Annotated in this window: 16 protein-coding genes; 9 read left to right on the top strand and 7 right to left on the bottom strand. The window is 71.1% G+C overall.

Annotated features, from left to right (window positions below; all coding sequences use genetic code 11):
• Positions 1-19 precede the first annotated feature (19 nt).
• On the bottom strand, positions 20-814 hold the full coding sequence (locus GVN67_RS04520; protein ID WP_159993238.1) for an IclR family transcriptional regulator: 795 nt from the start codon (positions 812-814) through the stop codon (positions 20-22).
• Positions 815-922: 108 nt separating this feature from the next.
• Here GVN67_RS04520 and GVN67_RS04515 point away from each other — a divergent pair, with 108 nt between their 5' ends.
• From GVN67_RS04515 to GVN67_RS04495, 5 genes are all read left to right on the top strand, one after another.
• Positions 923-1,684, top strand: coding sequence for an SDR family NAD(P)-dependent oxidoreductase (locus GVN67_RS04515; RefSeq protein WP_159993237.1), 762 nt, complete (start codon positions 923-925; stop codon positions 1,682-1,684).
• An 81-nt stretch (positions 1,685-1,765) separates the two neighbouring features.
• On the top strand, positions 1,766-3,370 hold the full coding sequence (locus GVN67_RS04510; RefSeq protein ID WP_159993235.1) for an ABC transporter substrate-binding protein: 1,605 nt from the start codon (positions 1,766-1,768) through the stop codon (positions 3,368-3,370).
• A gap of 28 nt (positions 3,371-3,398) precedes the next feature.
• Entirely contained in the window at positions 3,399-4,232 is an 834-nt protein-coding gene (locus GVN67_RS04505; protein ID WP_159993233.1) for a polysaccharide deacetylase, read from the top strand.
• A gap of 13 nt (positions 4,233-4,245) precedes the next feature.
• Positions 4,246-5,001, top strand: coding sequence for an SDR family NAD(P)-dependent oxidoreductase (locus GVN67_RS04500; protein WP_159993231.1), 756 nt, complete (start codon positions 4,246-4,248; stop codon positions 4,999-5,001).
• 26 nt (positions 5,002-5,027) lie between these two features.
• The gene (locus GVN67_RS04495) at positions 5,028-6,605 is read left to right on the top strand and encodes an ABC transporter substrate-binding protein (protein WP_159993229.1); all 1,578 of its coding nucleotides are present in this window, start codon (positions 5,028-5,030) and stop codon (positions 6,603-6,605) included.
• 71 nt (positions 6,606-6,676) lie between these two features.
• Here the strand turns inward: GVN67_RS04495 and GVN67_RS04490 are convergent, their stop codons facing one another.
• From GVN67_RS04490 to GVN67_RS04480, 3 genes are read right to left on the bottom strand one after another with little or no spacing between them, the layout of a single operon-like run.
• Entirely contained in the window at positions 6,677-6,922 is a 246-nt protein-coding gene (locus GVN67_RS04490) for a hypothetical protein (protein WP_159993227.1), read from the bottom strand.
• Positions 6,923-6,931: 9 nt separating this feature from the next.
• Positions 6,932-7,231 carry a hypothetical protein gene (locus GVN67_RS04485; protein WP_159993225.1) on the bottom strand — a complete coding sequence of 100 codons (300 nt, stop codon included), beginning with the start codon at positions 7,229-7,231 and terminating at the stop codon, positions 6,932-6,934.
• Between the two features lie 52 nt (positions 7,232-7,283).
• A complete protein-coding gene (locus GVN67_RS04480) occupies positions 7,284-7,973 on the bottom strand; it encodes a GntR family transcriptional regulator (protein WP_159993223.1) in 690 nt (229 codons plus the stop codon).
• A 104-nt stretch (positions 7,974-8,077) separates the two neighbouring features.
• Between GVN67_RS04480 and GVN67_RS04475 the strand changes: the two genes are divergently transcribed.
• The 4 genes from GVN67_RS04475 (at position 8,078) to GVN67_RS04460 (ending at position 11,644) form a co-directional block, all read left to right on the top strand.
• Positions 8,078-8,893 (top strand): enoyl-CoA hydratase, encoded by an 816-nt coding sequence (locus GVN67_RS04475; RefSeq protein WP_235034949.1) that lies wholly within the window; start codon positions 8,078-8,080, stop codon positions 8,891-8,893.
• A 135-nt stretch (positions 8,894-9,028) separates the two neighbouring features.
• Positions 9,029-10,012: a tripartite tricarboxylate transporter substrate binding protein gene (locus tag GVN67_RS04470; RefSeq protein ID WP_159993221.1), complete on the top strand. Its 984-nt coding sequence runs from the start codon at positions 9,029-9,031 to the stop codon at positions 10,010-10,012.
• Positions 10,013-10,016: 4 nt separating this feature from the next.
• Positions 10,017-10,799 (top strand): SDR family oxidoreductase, encoded by a 783-nt coding sequence (locus tag GVN67_RS04465; protein WP_159993219.1) that lies wholly within the window; start codon positions 10,017-10,019, stop codon positions 10,797-10,799.
• Positions 10,800-10,846: 47 nt separating this feature from the next.
• Complete coding sequence (locus GVN67_RS04460; RefSeq protein WP_159993217.1) at positions 10,847-11,644, top strand: enoyl-CoA hydratase/isomerase family protein; 798 nt, start codon at positions 10,847-10,849, stop codon at positions 11,642-11,644.
• A 33-nt stretch (positions 11,645-11,677) separates the two neighbouring features.
• Here GVN67_RS04460 and GVN67_RS04455 read toward each other — a convergent pair whose 3' ends face one another.
• The 3 genes from GVN67_RS04455 to GVN67_RS04445 all read right to left on the bottom strand — a co-directional run bounded on the left by GVN67_RS04455 (position 11,678) and on the right by GVN67_RS04445 (position 15,484).
• Entirely contained in the window at positions 11,678-11,989 is a 312-nt protein-coding gene (locus GVN67_RS04455) for a hypothetical protein (protein ID WP_159993215.1), read from the bottom strand.
• A 141-nt stretch (positions 11,990-12,130) separates the two neighbouring features.
• Positions 12,131-14,128: a Hint domain-containing protein gene (locus GVN67_RS04450; RefSeq protein ID WP_159993213.1), complete on the bottom strand. Its 1,998-nt coding sequence runs from the start codon at positions 14,126-14,128 to the stop codon at positions 12,131-12,133.
• Between the two features lie 12 nt (positions 14,129-14,140).
• Positions 14,141-15,484 (bottom strand): autotransporter strand-loop-strand O-heptosyltransferase, encoded by a 1,344-nt coding sequence (locus GVN67_RS04445; RefSeq protein WP_159993211.1) that lies wholly within the window; start codon positions 15,482-15,484, stop codon positions 14,141-14,143.
• Positions 15,485-15,602 lie beyond the last annotated feature (118 nt).

The following is a 15,602-nucleotide window of genomic DNA, read 5'->3' as shown; positions in this document are numbered from 1 at the left end:
CAGCGCCGGTCAGCGTCGGTCAGCGCTGGCGGCTGAGCGCCTCCGCCGCATGCAGCACCAGCGGCGCCAGGCGGCGGAAGGCGGCCGGCTTCCACTCGGCCAGCGAGGCCGCGACATGGATGGCGGCGACCGGCCGGCCGGAGGCGTCGCGCACCGCGGCGCCCAGCGTGATCTCGCCGCGCAGCGATTCCTCCAGGCACAGCGAAAACCCGTCGCGCCTTGTCTCGGCCAGCTTGGCGCGGATGCCGGGCAGGTCGGTGATGGTGGCCGGCGTCAGGGCCGTGCGGTCGGAGCGCGCCAGCACGGCTTCCGCCTCCTCCTCCGGCAGGGCGGCCAGGATGGCGCGGCCGCCGGAGGAGCAGAAGGTCGGGATGCGCCGCCCGACCAGCGTGGCGGAAAAAGTCTCCCGCTTGCTCTGCAGCCGCACGACATAGATGACGCTGGTGTCGTCGAACAGGCTGAGATCGACGCGCTCGGGGATCGACTTGCGCAGGTCGTGCAGCACCGGCACGGCGCGCTCGATCAGCGGCTCGGCGCGCAGGAAGTCGAAGCCGCGGTCCAGCAGCTTCTTGCCCGGCGCCAGCCCGCTGGGCTGGCGTTCCAGGTAGCCCAGCGCCTGCAGCGTGTGGGCGATGCGCTGCGTCGCGCTCTTGTCCACCCCCGCGGCGGCGGCGAGCTCGGCCAGGCTGAGCGGGCGGGGCTGGCGGGCGAAGGCCTCCAGCACCTGCATGGTGCGCTGCACACCCTGCAGGAACAGGCGGTCATCGACGCCTGGCGGGATATCGGCGGCGGGCTTCGCCGTTGACACCTTCATCCGTGCTTCCTAACCTTTTGACGGCAATGTGGTCGTATTGCTCAGCAATATAGCGGCGATTTTCGCAGGGTGGAAGCCGCCGCTTCGCCAGCAGAAGGATTGGCCGGCATGCAGCGTTTCGCGGGGCGCGTCGGCGCCATCACCGGCGCCGGGTCGGGGCTTGGCCGTGCCGTGGCGCTCGGCCTGGCGGCGGAGGGCGCCCGGCTGGTGCTGTTCGACCGCGACGCCGCGGGGCTCGCCGGGACCCTGAAGGACTGCCCGGGCAGCATCGCCGTCCAGGGCGACGTGACGCGGGCCGCCGACCTGCGCCGCGCCGCCGCCGAGGGGCTGGAGAAGCTCGGGCCGGCGACGCTGCTGGTCACCGGCGCCGGCATCCTCGGCCCCACCGGCCCCGCCATCGAGGCCAGCGAGGACGACTGGGACCGCACCTTCGCCGTCAATGTGAAGGGCACCTGGGCAGCGGCCGCCGCCTTCATCCCGCAGATGCAGGCCAGCGGCGGCGGCGCGGTGGTGACCATGGCCTCGGCCGCAGGGCTGACCGGCTCGGCCCAGCTGCAGGCCTATTCGGCCAGCAAGGGCGCGGTGGTGATGCTGACCCGGAGTCTCGCGCTGGCGCATGCGCCGCAGGGCATCCGGGTGAACGCCGTTTGCCCGGGCTCGATCGAGACGCCGATGCTGGCCGCGACCTTCGCCGCCGCCGGCGATGCGGCGGCGCAGGAGGCGCGCATGGCGCTGTTCCGCGCCCGCCATCCGCTGGGCCGCTTCGGCCAGGCAGGCGAGGTCGCCGATTCCGTGCTCTATCTGCTGAGCGATGCCGCCAGCTTCGTCACCGGCGTCTGCCTGCCGGTCGATGGCGGCCGCCTGGCCTGACGTGCCGGGGCGAGGGGACACAGAGCCCCCGCCCACAGGGAAGAGTGCCTGCGGCTGCAACGGGTTTGGGGGATTTCCGGGATGAGTCTGGCAAGCATCTTTCGGCGTGGGCTGCTCGCTTCCGCGCTGGCCTTGGCGCTGGCGGCGCCAGCCCTGGCGCAGGGCACTGCCGAAAAACCGCTGCGGCTGGTGGTCAATGCCGGGCTGCAGGTGCTGGACCCGATCACCAGCCCCTCCTTCATCACCCGCAACTTCGGCTACATGGTCTTCGACACGCTGGTGTCGCAGGACAGCAAGGGCGATCCGCGCCCGCAGATGCTGGAAGGCTGGACCACCAGCGAGGACGGGCTGACCTGGCGCTTCACGCTGCGCCCGGGCCTGGAATGGCATGACGGCAAGCCGGTCACGGCCGAGGATTGCGTCGCCTCGCTGAAGCGCTGGGGTGCCCGCGATGCCACCGGCCGGCGGCTGCTGGCGGCCACCGCCTCGCTGACCGCGGACAGCCCGACGCAGTTCACCCTCGTCCTGTCGCGCCCCTATGGCGGGGTGATCGACGCCCTGGCCAAGCCCAGCGTCCACGTGCCCTTCATGATGCCGGCGCGGCTGGCAGCGACGCCGCCGACCACGCCGGTGCCCGAGATCATCGGCTCCGGCCCTTTTCTTTTCATTGCCAATGAATGGGTTCCTGGGGAAAAAGCGACCTTCCGCCGCAACCCGCGCTATGTCCCCCGCGCCGAGCCCGCCGATGGCTTGGCCGGCGGCAAGCAGGTGCTGGTCGAGCGCGCCGAGTTCATCAACATCGCCGATGCCGCGACCCGCGCCGCCGCGCTGCAGAATGGCGAGGTCGACTATCTGGAATACGCCCCCGTCGACTTCCTGCCGGTGCTGGGCCGCGACCGCCGCCTGACCATCGCCGGCGCCCGCGGCATCGCCCAGATCATGGGCGGGCTGGTGCTCAACCACGCGCAGCCGCCCTTCAACAACATCAAGGTGCGCCAGGCGCTGCAGATGGCGCTGGACCAGTCGGAGATCGTCGCCGCCCATGGCCTGCCGGAGGGCATGTCGCTGCCGATCTGCCAGTCGATGACGCTCTGCGGCACCCGCTATGCCAGCGAGGCCGGGTCGGAAAATCTTCGCCAGCCCAGCCTGGACCGCGCCCGGCAGATGCTGAAGGAGTCGGGCTACGCCAACGAGCGCGTCGTCTTCCTGCATTCGGCGACGTCGACCGTGATCAACCCGATGGCCATGGTGGTGGTCGACCGCATGAAGCGGCTGGGGCTGAATGTCGACCAGCAGCTGATGGACTGGGCGGTGGTGGCGCAGCGCTGGTCGAGCAACGAGCCGGTCGAGCGCGGCGGCTGGAGCGCCGTGCCCGTGGTCTATACCGGCTTCGACCTGGCCGATCCGCTGAGCAGCATGGGCATCGGCTACAACTGCACCGGCGGCGCGCCCTGGAACTATTGCGACGAGGCGCTGAAGCCGCTGCTGCAGCGTTTCGAGGCGACCCCGGGCACCGACCTGGAGGCCCGCCGCGCGCTCTCGGCCGAGATCAACCGCCGGGCCCTGGCCAATGTCAATTTCCCGCTGACCGGGCAGTTCTCCAACCCGGCGGTCTGGCGCAGCGAGCTGCAGGGGGTGATCGATGTCGGCTTCCCCGTGCTGTGGAACATCCGCCGCGCCCGCTGATTCTTCTGTCCTGTAGGAGGCCTGTCCCATGCCGCGCCATATCGCCTGCCTGTCCTTCGACTTCGACGCCTTCTCCGGCTTCGCCGCGCGGGGGATGCTGACGCCGACGCCGATCTCCCGCGGCGAGTTCTGCGTCATCGGCGCCGGCCGCATTCTCGATCTGCTCGGCAGCCGCGGCATCAAGGGCAGCTGGTACATCCCGGGCGTGGTGATCGAGACCTATCCGGCGATCTGCCACCGCATCGTCGAGGCGGGCCACGAGGTCGGCCATCATGGCTGGAGCCACGTGCCCCCCGCCGAGCTCTCGGCCGATGTCGAGGCGGAGGAGTTCGCGCGGGCGGTGGAATCGATCAAGAAGCTGACCGGCGCCGGGCCGAAGGGCTATCGCTCGCCGGCCTGGGACCTGTCCGACCGCACCATCGAGCTGGTGATGGAGCATGGCTGCGAATACGACAGCTCGATGATGGGCCATGACTGCGAGGCCTATTTCGCGCGGCGCGGCGACAAGGTGACGGTCGACGGCCCGCTGATCTTCGGCGAGACCACCACCCTGGTCGAGGTGCCGATCAGCTGGTCGCTGGACGACCATCCGCATTTCGAGTTCTTCCGCACCAAGGCGGGCGTCATGCCGGGCCTGGCGAACGCCAACGACGTGCTGGAGAACTGGCTGGCCGATTTCGACTATATGCAGCGCACGACGGAGCAGGGGATGCTGGTCTACACCTTCCACCCCTATGTCGTCGGCCGCGGCCACCGCATGCTGTTCCTCGAGAAGCTGATCGACGGGCTGACCCAGCGCGGCGCCGAGTTCTGCACGCTGGACCAGATCCAGCGCGATTTCCGCGCCCGCCAGGCCGGCTGAGGGGCACCGCGTCATGACCAAGAAGCTCGAGGGCCGCGTCGCCATCGTCACGGGCGCCGCGACCGGCATCGGCGCCGCGACCGCCCAGCGCCTCGCCGCCGATGGCGCGCGCCTGCTGCTGGCCGACCGCAACCCGGCGGTCGCCGAGACCGCGGCGGCGCTGGGGGCGGCGCACCTGCTGCTCGACATCAACGCGGCCGATGCCGGGAAGCAGCTGGCGCGCGCGGCGCTCGACGCGCATGGCCGCATCGACATCCTGGTCAACAATGCCGGGATCGGCGGCGCCAAGAAGCTCGCTGATTCCGACGACGAGCTGATCGACCGCTTCGTCGACACCAACCTGAAGGCGGTGCTGCGCGTCACCCGCGACGTGCTGCCGCATCTGACCCGGCCGGGCGGGCGGATCGTCAATGTCTCCTCGATCTTCGGCCTCGTCGGCTATCCCAACACCACCGCCTATGCGGTGGCCAAGGCCGGCGTCGCGCAATTCACCCGCCAGCTGGCCGGCGATGTCGGGCCCGAGGGCATCCTGGTCAATGCCATCGCCCCCGGCGTCATCGAGACGCCGATGACGGTGGGCCACCTGCAGAACCCGCATTATGTGCAGAACATGCTGGTGCCGACGCCGCTGCGCCGCGCCGGCAAGCCCGAGGAGATCGCCTCGGTGATCGCCTTCCTCGCCTCCGACGACGCCTCCTTCATGACCGGCCAGGTGCTGGTGGTCGATGGCGGCTGGCTGGTGGCGCGCAACGCCCCGGCGACGGCCTGAACCCTTTTGCCCTGGAGATCGATGCCGTGAAGCGTCGCACCTTTCTTGCCGCCGGCGCCGCCGTGCTCGCGGCCCCCGCTGTCGGCCATGCGCAGCAGAGCCGCGTGCTGCGCTTCATCCCGCAGACCGACCTCACCGTGCTCGACCCGGTGATCAACGCCTCCTACGCCACGCGCAACCATGGCTACATGATCTTCGACACCCTCTACGGCACCGACACGCAGTTCCGCGTGACGCCGCAGATGGTCGAGGGCCATGTCGTCGAGAATGACGGCAAGCTGTGGCGCCTGACCCTGCGCGAAGGCCTGAAATGGCATGACGGGGAAAAGGTGCTGGCGCGCGACTGCGTCGCCTCGATCCGCCGCTGGGCGACGCGCGACGCCTTCGGCCAGGGGCTGATGGGCGCGACCGAGGAGCTCTCGGCCCCCGACGACCGCACCATCCAGTTCCGCCTGAAGGCGCCCTTTCCCCTGCTGCCGGAGGCGCTGGGAAAGATGCCCTCGCTGGTGCCGGTGATGATGCCGGAGCGGCTGGCCAAGACCGACGCCTTCACCCAGATCACCGAGATGGTGGGCTCCGGCCCCTTCCGCTTCCTGGCCGATGAGCGCGTCTCCGGCGCCCGCGTCGCCTATGCCCGCTTCGACGGCTACGTCCCGCGCGCTAACGGCGTCGCCGACGGCACCGCCGGCCCGAAGGTCGTGCATGTCGACCGCGTCGAATGGACCACCATCCCCGACGGCGCGACGGCGGCGGCGGCGATGCGCAGCGGCGAGCAGGACTGGCTGGAATTCGCTGCCAACGACGTGATCCCGCTGCTGGCCCGCGCCCGCACCCTGAAGGTGGCGGTGCAGGAGCAGAGCGGCATGATCACCCTCATGCGCATGAACCACACCCAGGCGCCCTTCAACAATCCGGCGATCCGCCGCGCGCTGCTCGGCGCCGTCAACCAAGCCGACTTCGTCCAGGCCGTGGCCGGCGCCGACAACAGCATGTGGCACGCGCCGATCGGCTTCTTCACCCCCGGCAGCCCGATGGCCAGCGATGCGGGGATGGAGGTGTTCAAGGGCCCGCGCGACTACGACAAGGTCAAGCGCGACCTGGCCGCCGCCGGCTACAAGGGCGAGAAGGTCGTGCTGCTCGGCGCCTCGGATCCGGCCTTCATCGGCACGCTGGCCGAGGTGGCCGCCGACATGCTGCGCAAGGCGGGGATGAATGTCGACCTGCAGATGTCCGACTGGGGCACGCTGACGGCGCGGCGCCTGAGCCGCGAGCCGGTGGAGAAGGGCGGCTGGAGCTGCCTGATGACCGCGCTGACCGGCGTCGACATGGTCAACCCGGCGCTGCAGCTGGCGCTGCGCGGCAATGGCGACAAGGCCATGTATGGCTGGCCCAACCTGCCGGAGCTGGAGGCGCTGGTGGCCGAATGGTTCGCCGCCGAGGGCGTGGCAGCGCAGCAGGCGGTGGCCCGCAAGCTGCAGCTGCAGGCGATGCAGGACCTGCCCTATGTGCCGACCGGCCAGTTCATGCAGGCGGCGGCGCAATCGACGCGGCTGCAGGATGTGGTGCGTGGCTTCCCGGTCTTCTGGAACGTCAAGAAGACCTGAGGCGACAGCACGGAGGCGGCGCCCGCGTCGCCTTCGTCACCGCCCGCGCGCGGAAACTTCGCTGACCGGCGCTACAGATACCGCGCGGCGGCGTTGCGGGCTTCCTCGAAGGCGACGCGCTCGGGCTCGACCGACGAATAGCTGCTGACCTCGGGCGTGTCGATCTTCTCGAGCCAGGCGGCCTCGAGCTCGCGGGCGCGGGCCTTGATGGATTCTGGCTCGGCCAGGAGGAAGTTCTCGGCTTCGGCGCGAATGGCGTCCACGTCCTCATCGAGGGCGAGTTCCCACAGGCGATCCATCAGGACAGAGGCGATCATGCCGAAAACCTAGGCCGGCGCCGGAGCAGGGCGCAATGACCGGCGGATGCTTTCGTCATGGCCCGCGCCGGCGCAGATTTTCGTGTCATGCGCTTTGTGCTCTGCAACAAAAACGGATGCGCTGACGCTGCCCGTCGAAGCCAGTATTCGTTTTTGCTGATACAGCAACGGATCTTGCCAAGAGGCCGTGACGATATCGTCACGAAATTGCATGCTGCGCCGCAAAGACATCATTGCGGAAGCCGAAACGAAATCACCTGGTCTCGCTGTCTTGTGATGACCGGCCGCGCAACGCACCGGTCCCGCCACGCCAGTGATTCCTTGCTGTCGCCGCCAGGGACGAAGGCGACGGCGCGACGGGTCAGCCGCCCGCCAGCGATTCCAGCCAGCGCCGCTTGCCGCCCTCGGCGACATGCGCCTCGCCCAGCGCGCGGGCGCGGCCAGCGTCGCCGCTGGCCACGGCGTCGAGCATGGCGGCGTGCTCGGCATTGCTCTCGCGCATCGGCGCCGACTGGGCCAGCGCCCGCTGCCGCGCCAGGTGGCTTTCCTTCAGCAGCGAGCCATAGAGCGCCGCCGCCCGCCGATGCCCGGCCGCCGCATGCAGCGCGTCGTGGAAGGCCAGGTTGCGGGCATAGTAGCTGGCGGCGCGGCCGGCCTCGGCATCCTGCTGCATCAGCGCGACATCGGCCCGCAGCGCCTCCAGCACCGCCGGCGCCAGGCGTCCCGCGGAAAGCCGCTCGGCGAGGCGGGAGAGAATAAAGCCCTGCAGCAGGGCGCGCATGTCGTAGAGCTCGGCCATCTCCTCGGGCTCGAGGCGGCGCACGCTCATGCCCTGGCCGGCCGGGCCGGCGGCGACCAGCCCGTCGCGTTCCAGCCCGCGCAGCGCCTCGCGCAGCGGGCCGCGCGACAGGCCCAGGCGGGCGGCCAGCGCCACCTCGTTCAGCCGGCTGCCCGGGGCCAGCTCGCCGGCCAGGATCAGCGCCTCGACCCCGGCGCGGGCGCGCTCCGCCAGGGGAAGGCCGTCCGGGAGGGGGGTGGCAAGATGATCCATGGCGGGCAAGGCATCACGCCGGGCGGTGGGCTGTCAACAGGCTGTTGACAGGGGGCGGCGCAACCCGCAGCCTGCCTGCAGCAGGATAGAGAGACACGCCCGCCATGCCCGATATGCTCCCGCCCTCCAACCCGGCGCTCGGCACCGACAAGATGCTCTCCCGCAAGGCGGGCGGCGTGGGCTGGATGATCTTCAACAACCCCGAGCGCCACAACGCGGTCTCGATGGAGATGTGGCTGGCGGCCGAGCAGATTCTTGCCGATTTTGCCGCCGACCCTGAGGTCCGTGTCCTTGTCGTGACGGGCGCGGGTGGAAAAGCCTTTGTCTCCGGCGCCGATATCTCGAAGTTCGAGAGCGAGCGCGGCTCGGCCGAGGCGGTCGAGGCCTATCAGGTGCAGACCGCCAAGGTCTATGAGGCGCTGGCCGATTTCCCCAAGCCCACCATCGCCGCCATCCGCGGCCATTGCATCGGCGGCGGCTCGGCGCTCGCGGTCTGCTGCGACATGCGCATGGCGACCGAGCGCAGCAGCTTCGGCATCCCCGCGGCCAAGCTCGGCCTGGGCTATCCGCTGCAGGGCATCCGCCGGCTGGTCCATCTCGTCGGCCCTTCCTTCGCCAAGGAGCTTTTCTTCAGCGCGAAGAAGTTTTCGGCGGAAGATGCGCGCATCATGGGGCTGGTGAACCGCGTGGTGCCCGATGACGCGCTGGACTCGCTGGTCGAGGATTATGCCGCCACCATCGCCGGCAACGCGCCGCTGACCGTGGCCTCGGTCAAGGCCATCGTCGCCGAGGCGCTGAAGCCCGATCCGGACGAGGCGCTCTGCGACCGCCTGGTGCGCGGCTGCTTCGCCAGCCAGGACTATGTCGAAGGGCGCCGCGCCTTCATGGAGAAACGCGCCCCGCAATTCACCGGGAGCTAGCCTGTGATCGCCTGAGGCGGCCTCGCCGAAAGGCGTGCATCACAGGCTCAGCCACGCTCCCGGCTCAAGGGATCCGGCCCGGCCAGAGGACCCGCGACAGACGGGCCCGGCCGCGGCCGTCGAGGAGGAAGTCCGATGATCGACCGCCGCACCCTGCTGGGCGCTGGGCTGGGGGGGCTTGGCCTTTCCCTGGCCAGGCCCGGGCTGCTCAGGGCCCAGGAAAGCTGGCCCAGCAAGCCGATCCGCATCGTCGTCGGCTTCGCCGCCGGCGGCGCCACCGACATCAGCACCCGGGTGATGCAGCCGCGGCTGACCGCGCTGCTCGGCCAGCCGGTGCTGATCGAGAACCGCCCCGGCGCCGGCGGGAATCTCGCCACCGAGATCGTGGTGCGCTCGCCGCCCGATGGCGCCACCTTCCTGATGGGCACCATCGGCGCGCTGGCGATCAATCCCAGCCTCTATGCCAGCATGCCCTTCGACCCGCAGGCCGACCTGACGCCGATCGCCATGTCGGGCAATGTGCTGAACGTGCTGGTGGTGCCGGTCGACCGGCCGTGGAAGAGCGTCGCCGAGCTGATCGCCGCGGCCAAGGCGGCGCCGGAGACCATCACCTATGGCTCCTCCGGCATCGGCGGCGCGGGGCACCTGGCGGGCGCGCTGCTCGACCAGATGGCGGGGGTGAAGACGGTCCATGTGCCCTATCGCGGCGGCGGGCCGATGATGACCGACCTGATGAGCGGCAAGGTCGACTATGCCTTCTCCACCGCGCCCACCGCCCTGCCGCAGGTGCAGGCCGGGCGGCTGCGGCTGCTGGCGGTGCCGACGGCGCAGCGCATCAAGGCGCGCCCCGAGCTGCCGACGGTGGCCGAGACGCTGCCGGGCTACGAGGTGCAGAACTGGTACGCGCTGGTCGGGCCGAAGGGCCTGCCGCCGGCCATCGTCGCCCGGATGAACGCGGTGATGCGCGAGGCCCTGGCCGACCCCGATGTCGCCGCCGCCCTGGAAGGGCAGGGGGTGGAGCCGCTGCTGAGCACGCCTGCGGAGCTCGCGACCTTCATCAAGGTCGAGACCGAAAAATGGGCGCCCATCGTGCGGGCCACCGGCGCCAAGGTGGAGTGATCGAATGGATCTGGGCATGCAGGGGCGCTTCGCCCTGGTGATCGGCGGCTCCTCCGGCATCGGCCTGGCGACCGCCGGGCAATTGCTGCGGGAGGGGGCGCGGGTCGCCATCGCCGGGCGCGACCCCGCCCGCCTGGCCAGCGCCGCCGCCACGCTGATGGCCGAGGCGGGCAGCGCGCCGGAGACGCTGGTCTGCGACCAGTCCGACCCGGCCTCGCTCGCTGGCCTGGTCGAGCGCCTGGGCGGGCTGCCGCTGCATGCCCTGGTCTGCGCCGCCGGGGGCAGCCGGCGCAGCGCCTTCGCCGAGCTCTCCGACGAGGCCTGGCTGGAAAACTACGAGTTCAACATCCTGGGCACGGTGCGGGCGGTGCGCGCGCTGCTGCCGATGCTGCGCGCGGCGGGCGATGCGCGGGTGGTGCTGCTGGGCGCCGTCTCGGCCCGGCAGCCGACCGCGCATCAGGTGGTCTCCAACGTGCACAAGGCCGGGGTGCTGGCGCTGGCGAAAACGCTGTCGCTGGAACTGGCGCCGGAGGGCATCGCGGTGAACAGCGTCTCGCCGGGGCGGGCGCTGACGCCGCTCTGGCAGTCGCGGGCGAAGCAGATGGCGGCGGATGAGGGCATTTCGGAGGCCGAGGTGCTGGCCCGCGTCGCGGCCGATATCCCGATGGGCCGGCTCAGCACGCCGGCCGAGGTGGCCGCCATGGTGTCTTTCCTGGCCAGCCCGGTCGCGGCCTATGTCACCGGCCAGGCCATCGCGGTGGATGGGGGCTTGAGCCGCGGGGTGTGACGGGCGCGGCGTCTGCGTCTAGCCTCGCCGCCGACACGGAGGAAACAATGGACAAGAATGCCGCCGAGGCCGCGGAGGCCACCACCCATGCCCGCCTGGACGATGGCGTGCTGGAGCTCGCCATGTCCTATCCGCGCCGCCGCAACGCGCTGGCGCCGGCGCTGCGCGAGGCGATGATGGCGCATCTGGAGGCGGCGCTGGGCAACCCCGAGATCCGCGCCATCGTGCTGACCGGCGAGGGCGGGCATTTCTGCGCCGGCGGCGACATCGCCGGCATGCAGGGCATCACCGGCATGGGCGGCCGCGCGCGCCTGCACTGGGGCCACCGCATGATCCGCCTGCTGGCCGAGGGCGAGAAGCCGGTGATCGCCGCGGTCGAAGGCCATGCCGCCGGCGCCGGCATCTCGGTCGCCGCCGCCTGCGACATCGTCGTCGCCTCGCGCGCGGCGGTCTTCACCTGCTCCTTCAACCGGGTCGGGCTGGTGCCGGATCTGGGCCTGGCCTGGACGCTGCAGCGGCGGATGGGGCTGGGGCGGGCCAAGCGCGTCATGCTGGTCGGCGCGCCGATGGGGGCGGAGGAGGCGGCGTCGCTCGGCCTGGTCGACCAGCTCGCCGAGCCCGGCCAGGCGCTGGCGGCGGCGCGGGTCCTGGCCCGGCAGATCGCCGCCCGGGCGCCGCTGTCCAATGCCCTGGCCAAGACGCTGCTGAACCGCTCGACCGGCACGCTGGCCGAATCGCTGGCCGCCGAGGCCGATTTCCAGGGCCTGCTCTACACCACGGAAGACTTCCAGGAAGGCCGCGACGCCTTCCTGGGCAAGCGCGAGCCCCGCTTCGAAGGGCGCTGAGGCGGCCGGCGGCCGCAGCCCGGGGCCATCCTGCTAGCTGAACTGCCCGCGCAGGAAGCCGAGCGCCGGCAGCGGGCGCCAGCCGCGCGGTAGGTCGGCGCGGCGGATCGGCGCCACGCTGTAGCTGGGCATCGGCATGCTCGAGCTGCGCAGGAAGCCGGCATAGGCGCGGATCTGCTGCTCGCGCCAGCTGCGGTCGGCATCCGCCGCGGCGCGGCTGGGATAGATCTCGGCGATGCGGGTGCGGCGGCCGATGGCGGCGACGACGGCCCAGAGCCGGTCCTCGCGCGCCCGGCTGAGGCTGGCGACCCCGAGGGCGGGTGCCGGCGGCGCCTCCGGGCTCATCCGACGGTCCTGCGGGTGGCAATGCTGGCGCTCAAGCTGGGCTTCCCTTCCGGACCGACCTCGAGGAGCAGAAACGGCATGCTAGCGCAGTTTTCCGCCCCGTGAAGTCGCTTCCCGGCGAGGCTGTGGCGAGGCTGGGCCTCAGGCGGCCGCGGCGGCGCCGGCCTCCAGCGTGGCGGCGCGTGCCGCCAGCCGGTCGCGCAGCGCGGCGGGCAGCTGGCGGGCCGATTTCACCCGTGGCAGCGGCAGCTCGGGGATCGGCGGCCCGGCCTCGCCATGCAGCGCGGCGAACTCGGAAAAATTGTCGAAGCGGCGGCGGGTGACATTGTCGACGAAGCTCTCGCCCGCGACCCCCTCGGCCAGCACCAGCGCATGCCCGGGCAGCTCGATATGATAGTAGGAGAACCGCTCCGGCAGCTCGGCGGCGGCCAGCCGGGCGATCGAGCTTCCATTGACCAGGGCGCCGGCCTGCACCAGCAGCCCGTCCAGCCGGATGGCATGGTCGGGCGACAGCAGCAGGTCGCGCGCGGGCAGCCCCTCGGCCAGGGCGCCTGCGCGGATCCGCACCGGATAGGCCTGCAGCGGGTCGGCGAAGCGCTTCATCACCGTCTGGATGCCGATCCAGCGCACCGGCTGCGCGGCGAGGCCCATAGGGTCGACGGTGGTGACCAGGTCGCCGGGGCGCAGCGTGTCGATCGGGGCGGCGCCGCTGATCGTCATGATCAGCGTGCCGGAGGCGTAGCAGGTGGCGGCCATCATCACCGAGCCGTCGCTGCCGTCCTCGGACAGCGCGAACTGGTCCTGGGTGTAGCTGCCGGCCAGCGCCAGGGTGTAGGTCGTGGCGCCGTCGGTCACCGTCAGCAGGTTGGTCGCCGCATCCCATTGCGCGACCATCGCGGAATGATAGGTCAGCCCCTGCAGGTCGATGCGGTCGCCATAGGACAGGCCGCTGATGGTCAGCCCCCTGCCCAGCGTCTCCGGCGTGTCGAGCTGCAGGGTGGCGCCGGTGCCGACCAGCTCGATCCAGCCGGTCGCCGTGCCGCCGGCCTCGATGACCTGGGTGCCGCCGGAATGGATCTCGGTGTCCGAGCCGATGCCGCCCGACAGGATGACCTGCCGCCCGCCATGGCCTATGGCGTTCTGCCCGGCCAGGCCGCCGGCGGAGACATAGGACAGCCCCTCCATGATGTTCTGATAGGCGGTGCCGCCATCCAGGACATATTGCGTCGCGCCGGCATGGATGATGGTGGCCACCGAGAAGCCGGCGACATACTGCGTGCCGGCGACGATCTCCGTCCCGGCGGCGCTGCCCTCGGCCAGCACGTCCTGGCGCCCGCCGGTCAGCGTGGTCAGGATGGCGGTGCCGCCGCTGCCCACTTCCTGCAGGCCGCCCGATTCCACCGTGGTATAGGCGACGAAGCCGAGGTCGCCGACCTGCTGGAGGCCGCCGGACGCGATGGTCGTCCCTTCGGCGCCGCCATATTCCTCGATCCGCTGCACGCCGCCCCCGGCGATGACCGTGCCGCTGGCATAGCCGTCGTCGCGCACCACCTGCGTGCCGCCGGAGGCGATCTCGGTGCCGGTGGTCTCGCCATCATTCTCCACGGTCTGCACGCCGCCGGCGCCGATGCTGGTGTCGGTGGCGCTGCCGGCGGTGACGCCGTCGCCTGTGATGGTCTGGCTGCCGAAGACCGCGGCGCCGCCGGCATGGCCGTCCACCACCTCCTGCTGGCCGCCGAGGCGGATGGTGGCGTCGAGGCTCTCGCCGCCCTGCACCAGCTCGGCGCCGCCGCTCAGGATCTCGCTGGCCGAGGCGGTGCCGCCGGATTCGACGACCTGCAGGCCGCCGCTGTCGATGGTGGCCGAGACGGCGCTGCCGGCGATGGTGGCGCTGCCGCCATCGCCGACCGAGGTGGTCCAGGCGGTGCCGCCCTCCTCGACCTGCTGCGTGCCGCCCTCGAAGAGGCGGGTGGCGCTCGCCAGGCCGCCGGCATCGACCCGCTCGGTGCCGCCGCCATGGACGGTGGTGCCGGAGGCGGCGCCGCCGCTGACCAGGATCAGCTCCTGGAGAGCATAGGCCGAGCCCACGGCGCTGTTGACCGCGACGCCGCCGCCGCTGACCGTCTGTGAGCCCGACATGCTTCCCTGCCCTTATTCCGCGGCGGCGAGGGCCGCGATCGCCGGCGCCGTCTTGTTCTTCTGCTGCATGGCCTGCCAGGCCGGGATGCGGGCGATGATCGACAGCACCTGCTCGGCGGTGATCAGCCGCGAGCATTCGAACTGCCGCGGCGTGCCGGCATGGCGCGGGCACCACATGAAGTCCTTGTGGTCGAAGCGGTGCTTCGGGTCGTTCCAGCAGCTGTTGCAGGCGTGCCAGTTGATCACCCGATAGGGGGTGGTGAACTCGTTGGTCGGGTGGGTGAAGCCGCTGATCATCACCACCGGCGTGCCCGCCGCCCAGGCCAGCCAGGCGAGGCCCGAGCTGGTGCCGATGAAGAAGGCGGCATGGCGCAGCCAGCGGGCGCGCTCGGCCAGCGGCCGGTCGCCGGTCTCGTCCTCGACGCCATGCGGGATGTGGTTCCAGACCAGGCCCTGGCCGTGCACCGGCTTCTGGTCGATGCAGACCACGCGGAAGCCGGCCGCCTTCAGCGCGGTGACGACGCGGCGCCAGCCCTCGGGGTTGTTCCAGTACTTGCACTGGGTCGAGGACTGCACGGCGATGCAGACATAGGGCTGCTCGATCGGCGGGCCGGGGTCGGGGAAGCTGATCGCCGGCGCCACCTCGGAGGGGTCGACGCCCAGGATATAGCCGGCGGTGCGGTGCAGCCCGACCATGCGGAAATCGGTCGGCTGCAGGGCGTTCTTCGGGTCATCGAAGAACAGGCCGAGGCAGTAGCTGGCGTAGAAGCGGTCGCACCGGCCGGGCTCGCCCAGCTCCTCCGGGGTGATGAAGGTGATGTGCGGATAAGCGTCGCGCAGCAGCGGGATGATCAGCCCGGACAGGCTGCAGGTCAGGCGGCAGCCATGCTGCTCGGCGAAGCGGGCGGCATAGGGGAACCAGGCCAGGCTGTCGCCCAGCGTGCCGACCGGGAACTGCACCAGCACCTCGCGCCCGCGCGCGTCGTATTCATGGGTGAAGGCGGGCGGCCCGGAATCATCCGGCCCGTCCCAGAGCTCGATGCGGAAGCGCACGAAGAAGCGCTTCGACGAGTTGATGACCAGCCCTTCCCCGGTGGTGCGGAACAGCAGGCTGCCGGTATCGGCATCCCACAGGCGGATGGCGCGCCGCGTGCCCGGCGGCAGCATCAGCCGGGCGCCCTGGTTGAAGTCGAAGCGGAAGCCGGCCGGGCCGGGCAGCACCGGCGTCGTGGCCGGCGGCAGATAGCTGGCGCGCGCCGCTGCCGACGTTGGCGCCGACGCCGGGGTGGACACCGGTGCCGACGCTGGTGGCGAGGCCGGGGCCGACACCTCAGGCTTCGCCTTTTCCTCACTCATCCCGCCGTCCTGTCCCGCGCACGAAGGCGCGAGTTGTGCCGAAAATATTCTGGCGGGGCAATGTGATTACGCGGAAGCCCGACACGGCGCGCAATTTTTGAGCCGCCCGGCACGGTGC

Origin of the sequence: Roseomonas sp. 18066, from assembly GCF_902706185.1 — a bacterium.
Classification (GTDB): domain Bacteria; phylum Pseudomonadota; class Alphaproteobacteria; order Acetobacterales; family Acetobacteraceae; genus Pseudoroseomonas.
This window is presented reverse-complemented; position numbering and strand designations above follow the sequence as displayed.

Bases quoted from the DNA above. Each gene is read 5' to 3' on its own strand.
- GVN67_RS04520 (WP_159993238.1), bottom strand. From the start codon at position 814: ATGAAGGTGTCAACGGCGAAGCCCGCCGCCGATATCCCGCCAGGCGTC.
- GVN67_RS04515 (WP_159993237.1), top strand. From the start codon at position 923: ATGCAGCGTTTCGCGGGGCGCGTCGGCGCCATCACCGGCGCCGGGTCG.
- GVN67_RS04510 (WP_159993235.1), top strand. From the start codon at position 1,766: ATGAGTCTGGCAAGCATCTTTCGGCGTGGGCTGCTCGCTTCCGCGCTG.
- GVN67_RS04505 (WP_159993233.1), top strand. From the start codon at position 3,399: ATGCCGCGCCATATCGCCTGCCTGTCCTTCGACTTCGACGCCTTCTCC.
- GVN67_RS04500 (WP_159993231.1), top strand. From the start codon at position 4,246: ATGACCAAGAAGCTCGAGGGCCGCGTCGCCATCGTCACGGGCGCCGCG.
- GVN67_RS04490 (WP_159993227.1), bottom strand. From the start codon at position 6,922: ATGATCGCCTCTGTCCTGATGGATCGCCTGTGGGAACTCGCCCTCGAT.
- GVN67_RS04480 (WP_159993223.1), bottom strand. From the start codon at position 7,973: ATGGATCATCTTGCCACCCCCCTCCCGGACGGCCTTCCCCTGGCGGAG.
- GVN67_RS04475 (WP_235034949.1), top strand. From the start codon at position 8,078: ATGCCCGATATGCTCCCGCCCTCCAACCCGGCGCTCGGCACCGACAAG.
- GVN67_RS04470 (WP_159993221.1), top strand. From the start codon at position 9,029: ATGATCGACCGCCGCACCCTGCTGGGCGCTGGGCTGGGGGGGCTTGGC.
- GVN67_RS04465 (WP_159993219.1), top strand. From the start codon at position 10,017: ATGGATCTGGGCATGCAGGGGCGCTTCGCCCTGGTGATCGGCGGCTCC.
- GVN67_RS04460 (WP_159993217.1), top strand. From the start codon at position 10,847: ATGGACAAGAATGCCGCCGAGGCCGCGGAGGCCACCACCCATGCCCGC.
- GVN67_RS04455 (WP_159993215.1), bottom strand. From the start codon at position 11,989: ATGAGCCCGGAGGCGCCGCCGGCACCCGCCCTCGGGGTCGCCAGCCTC.
- GVN67_RS04450 (WP_159993213.1), bottom strand. From the start codon at position 14,128: ATGTCGGGCTCACAGACGGTCAGCGGCGGCGGCGTCGCGGTCAACAGC.
- GVN67_RS04445 (WP_159993211.1), bottom strand. From the start codon at position 15,484: ATGAGTGAGGAAAAGGCGAAGCCTGAGGTGTCGGCCCCGGCCTCGCCA.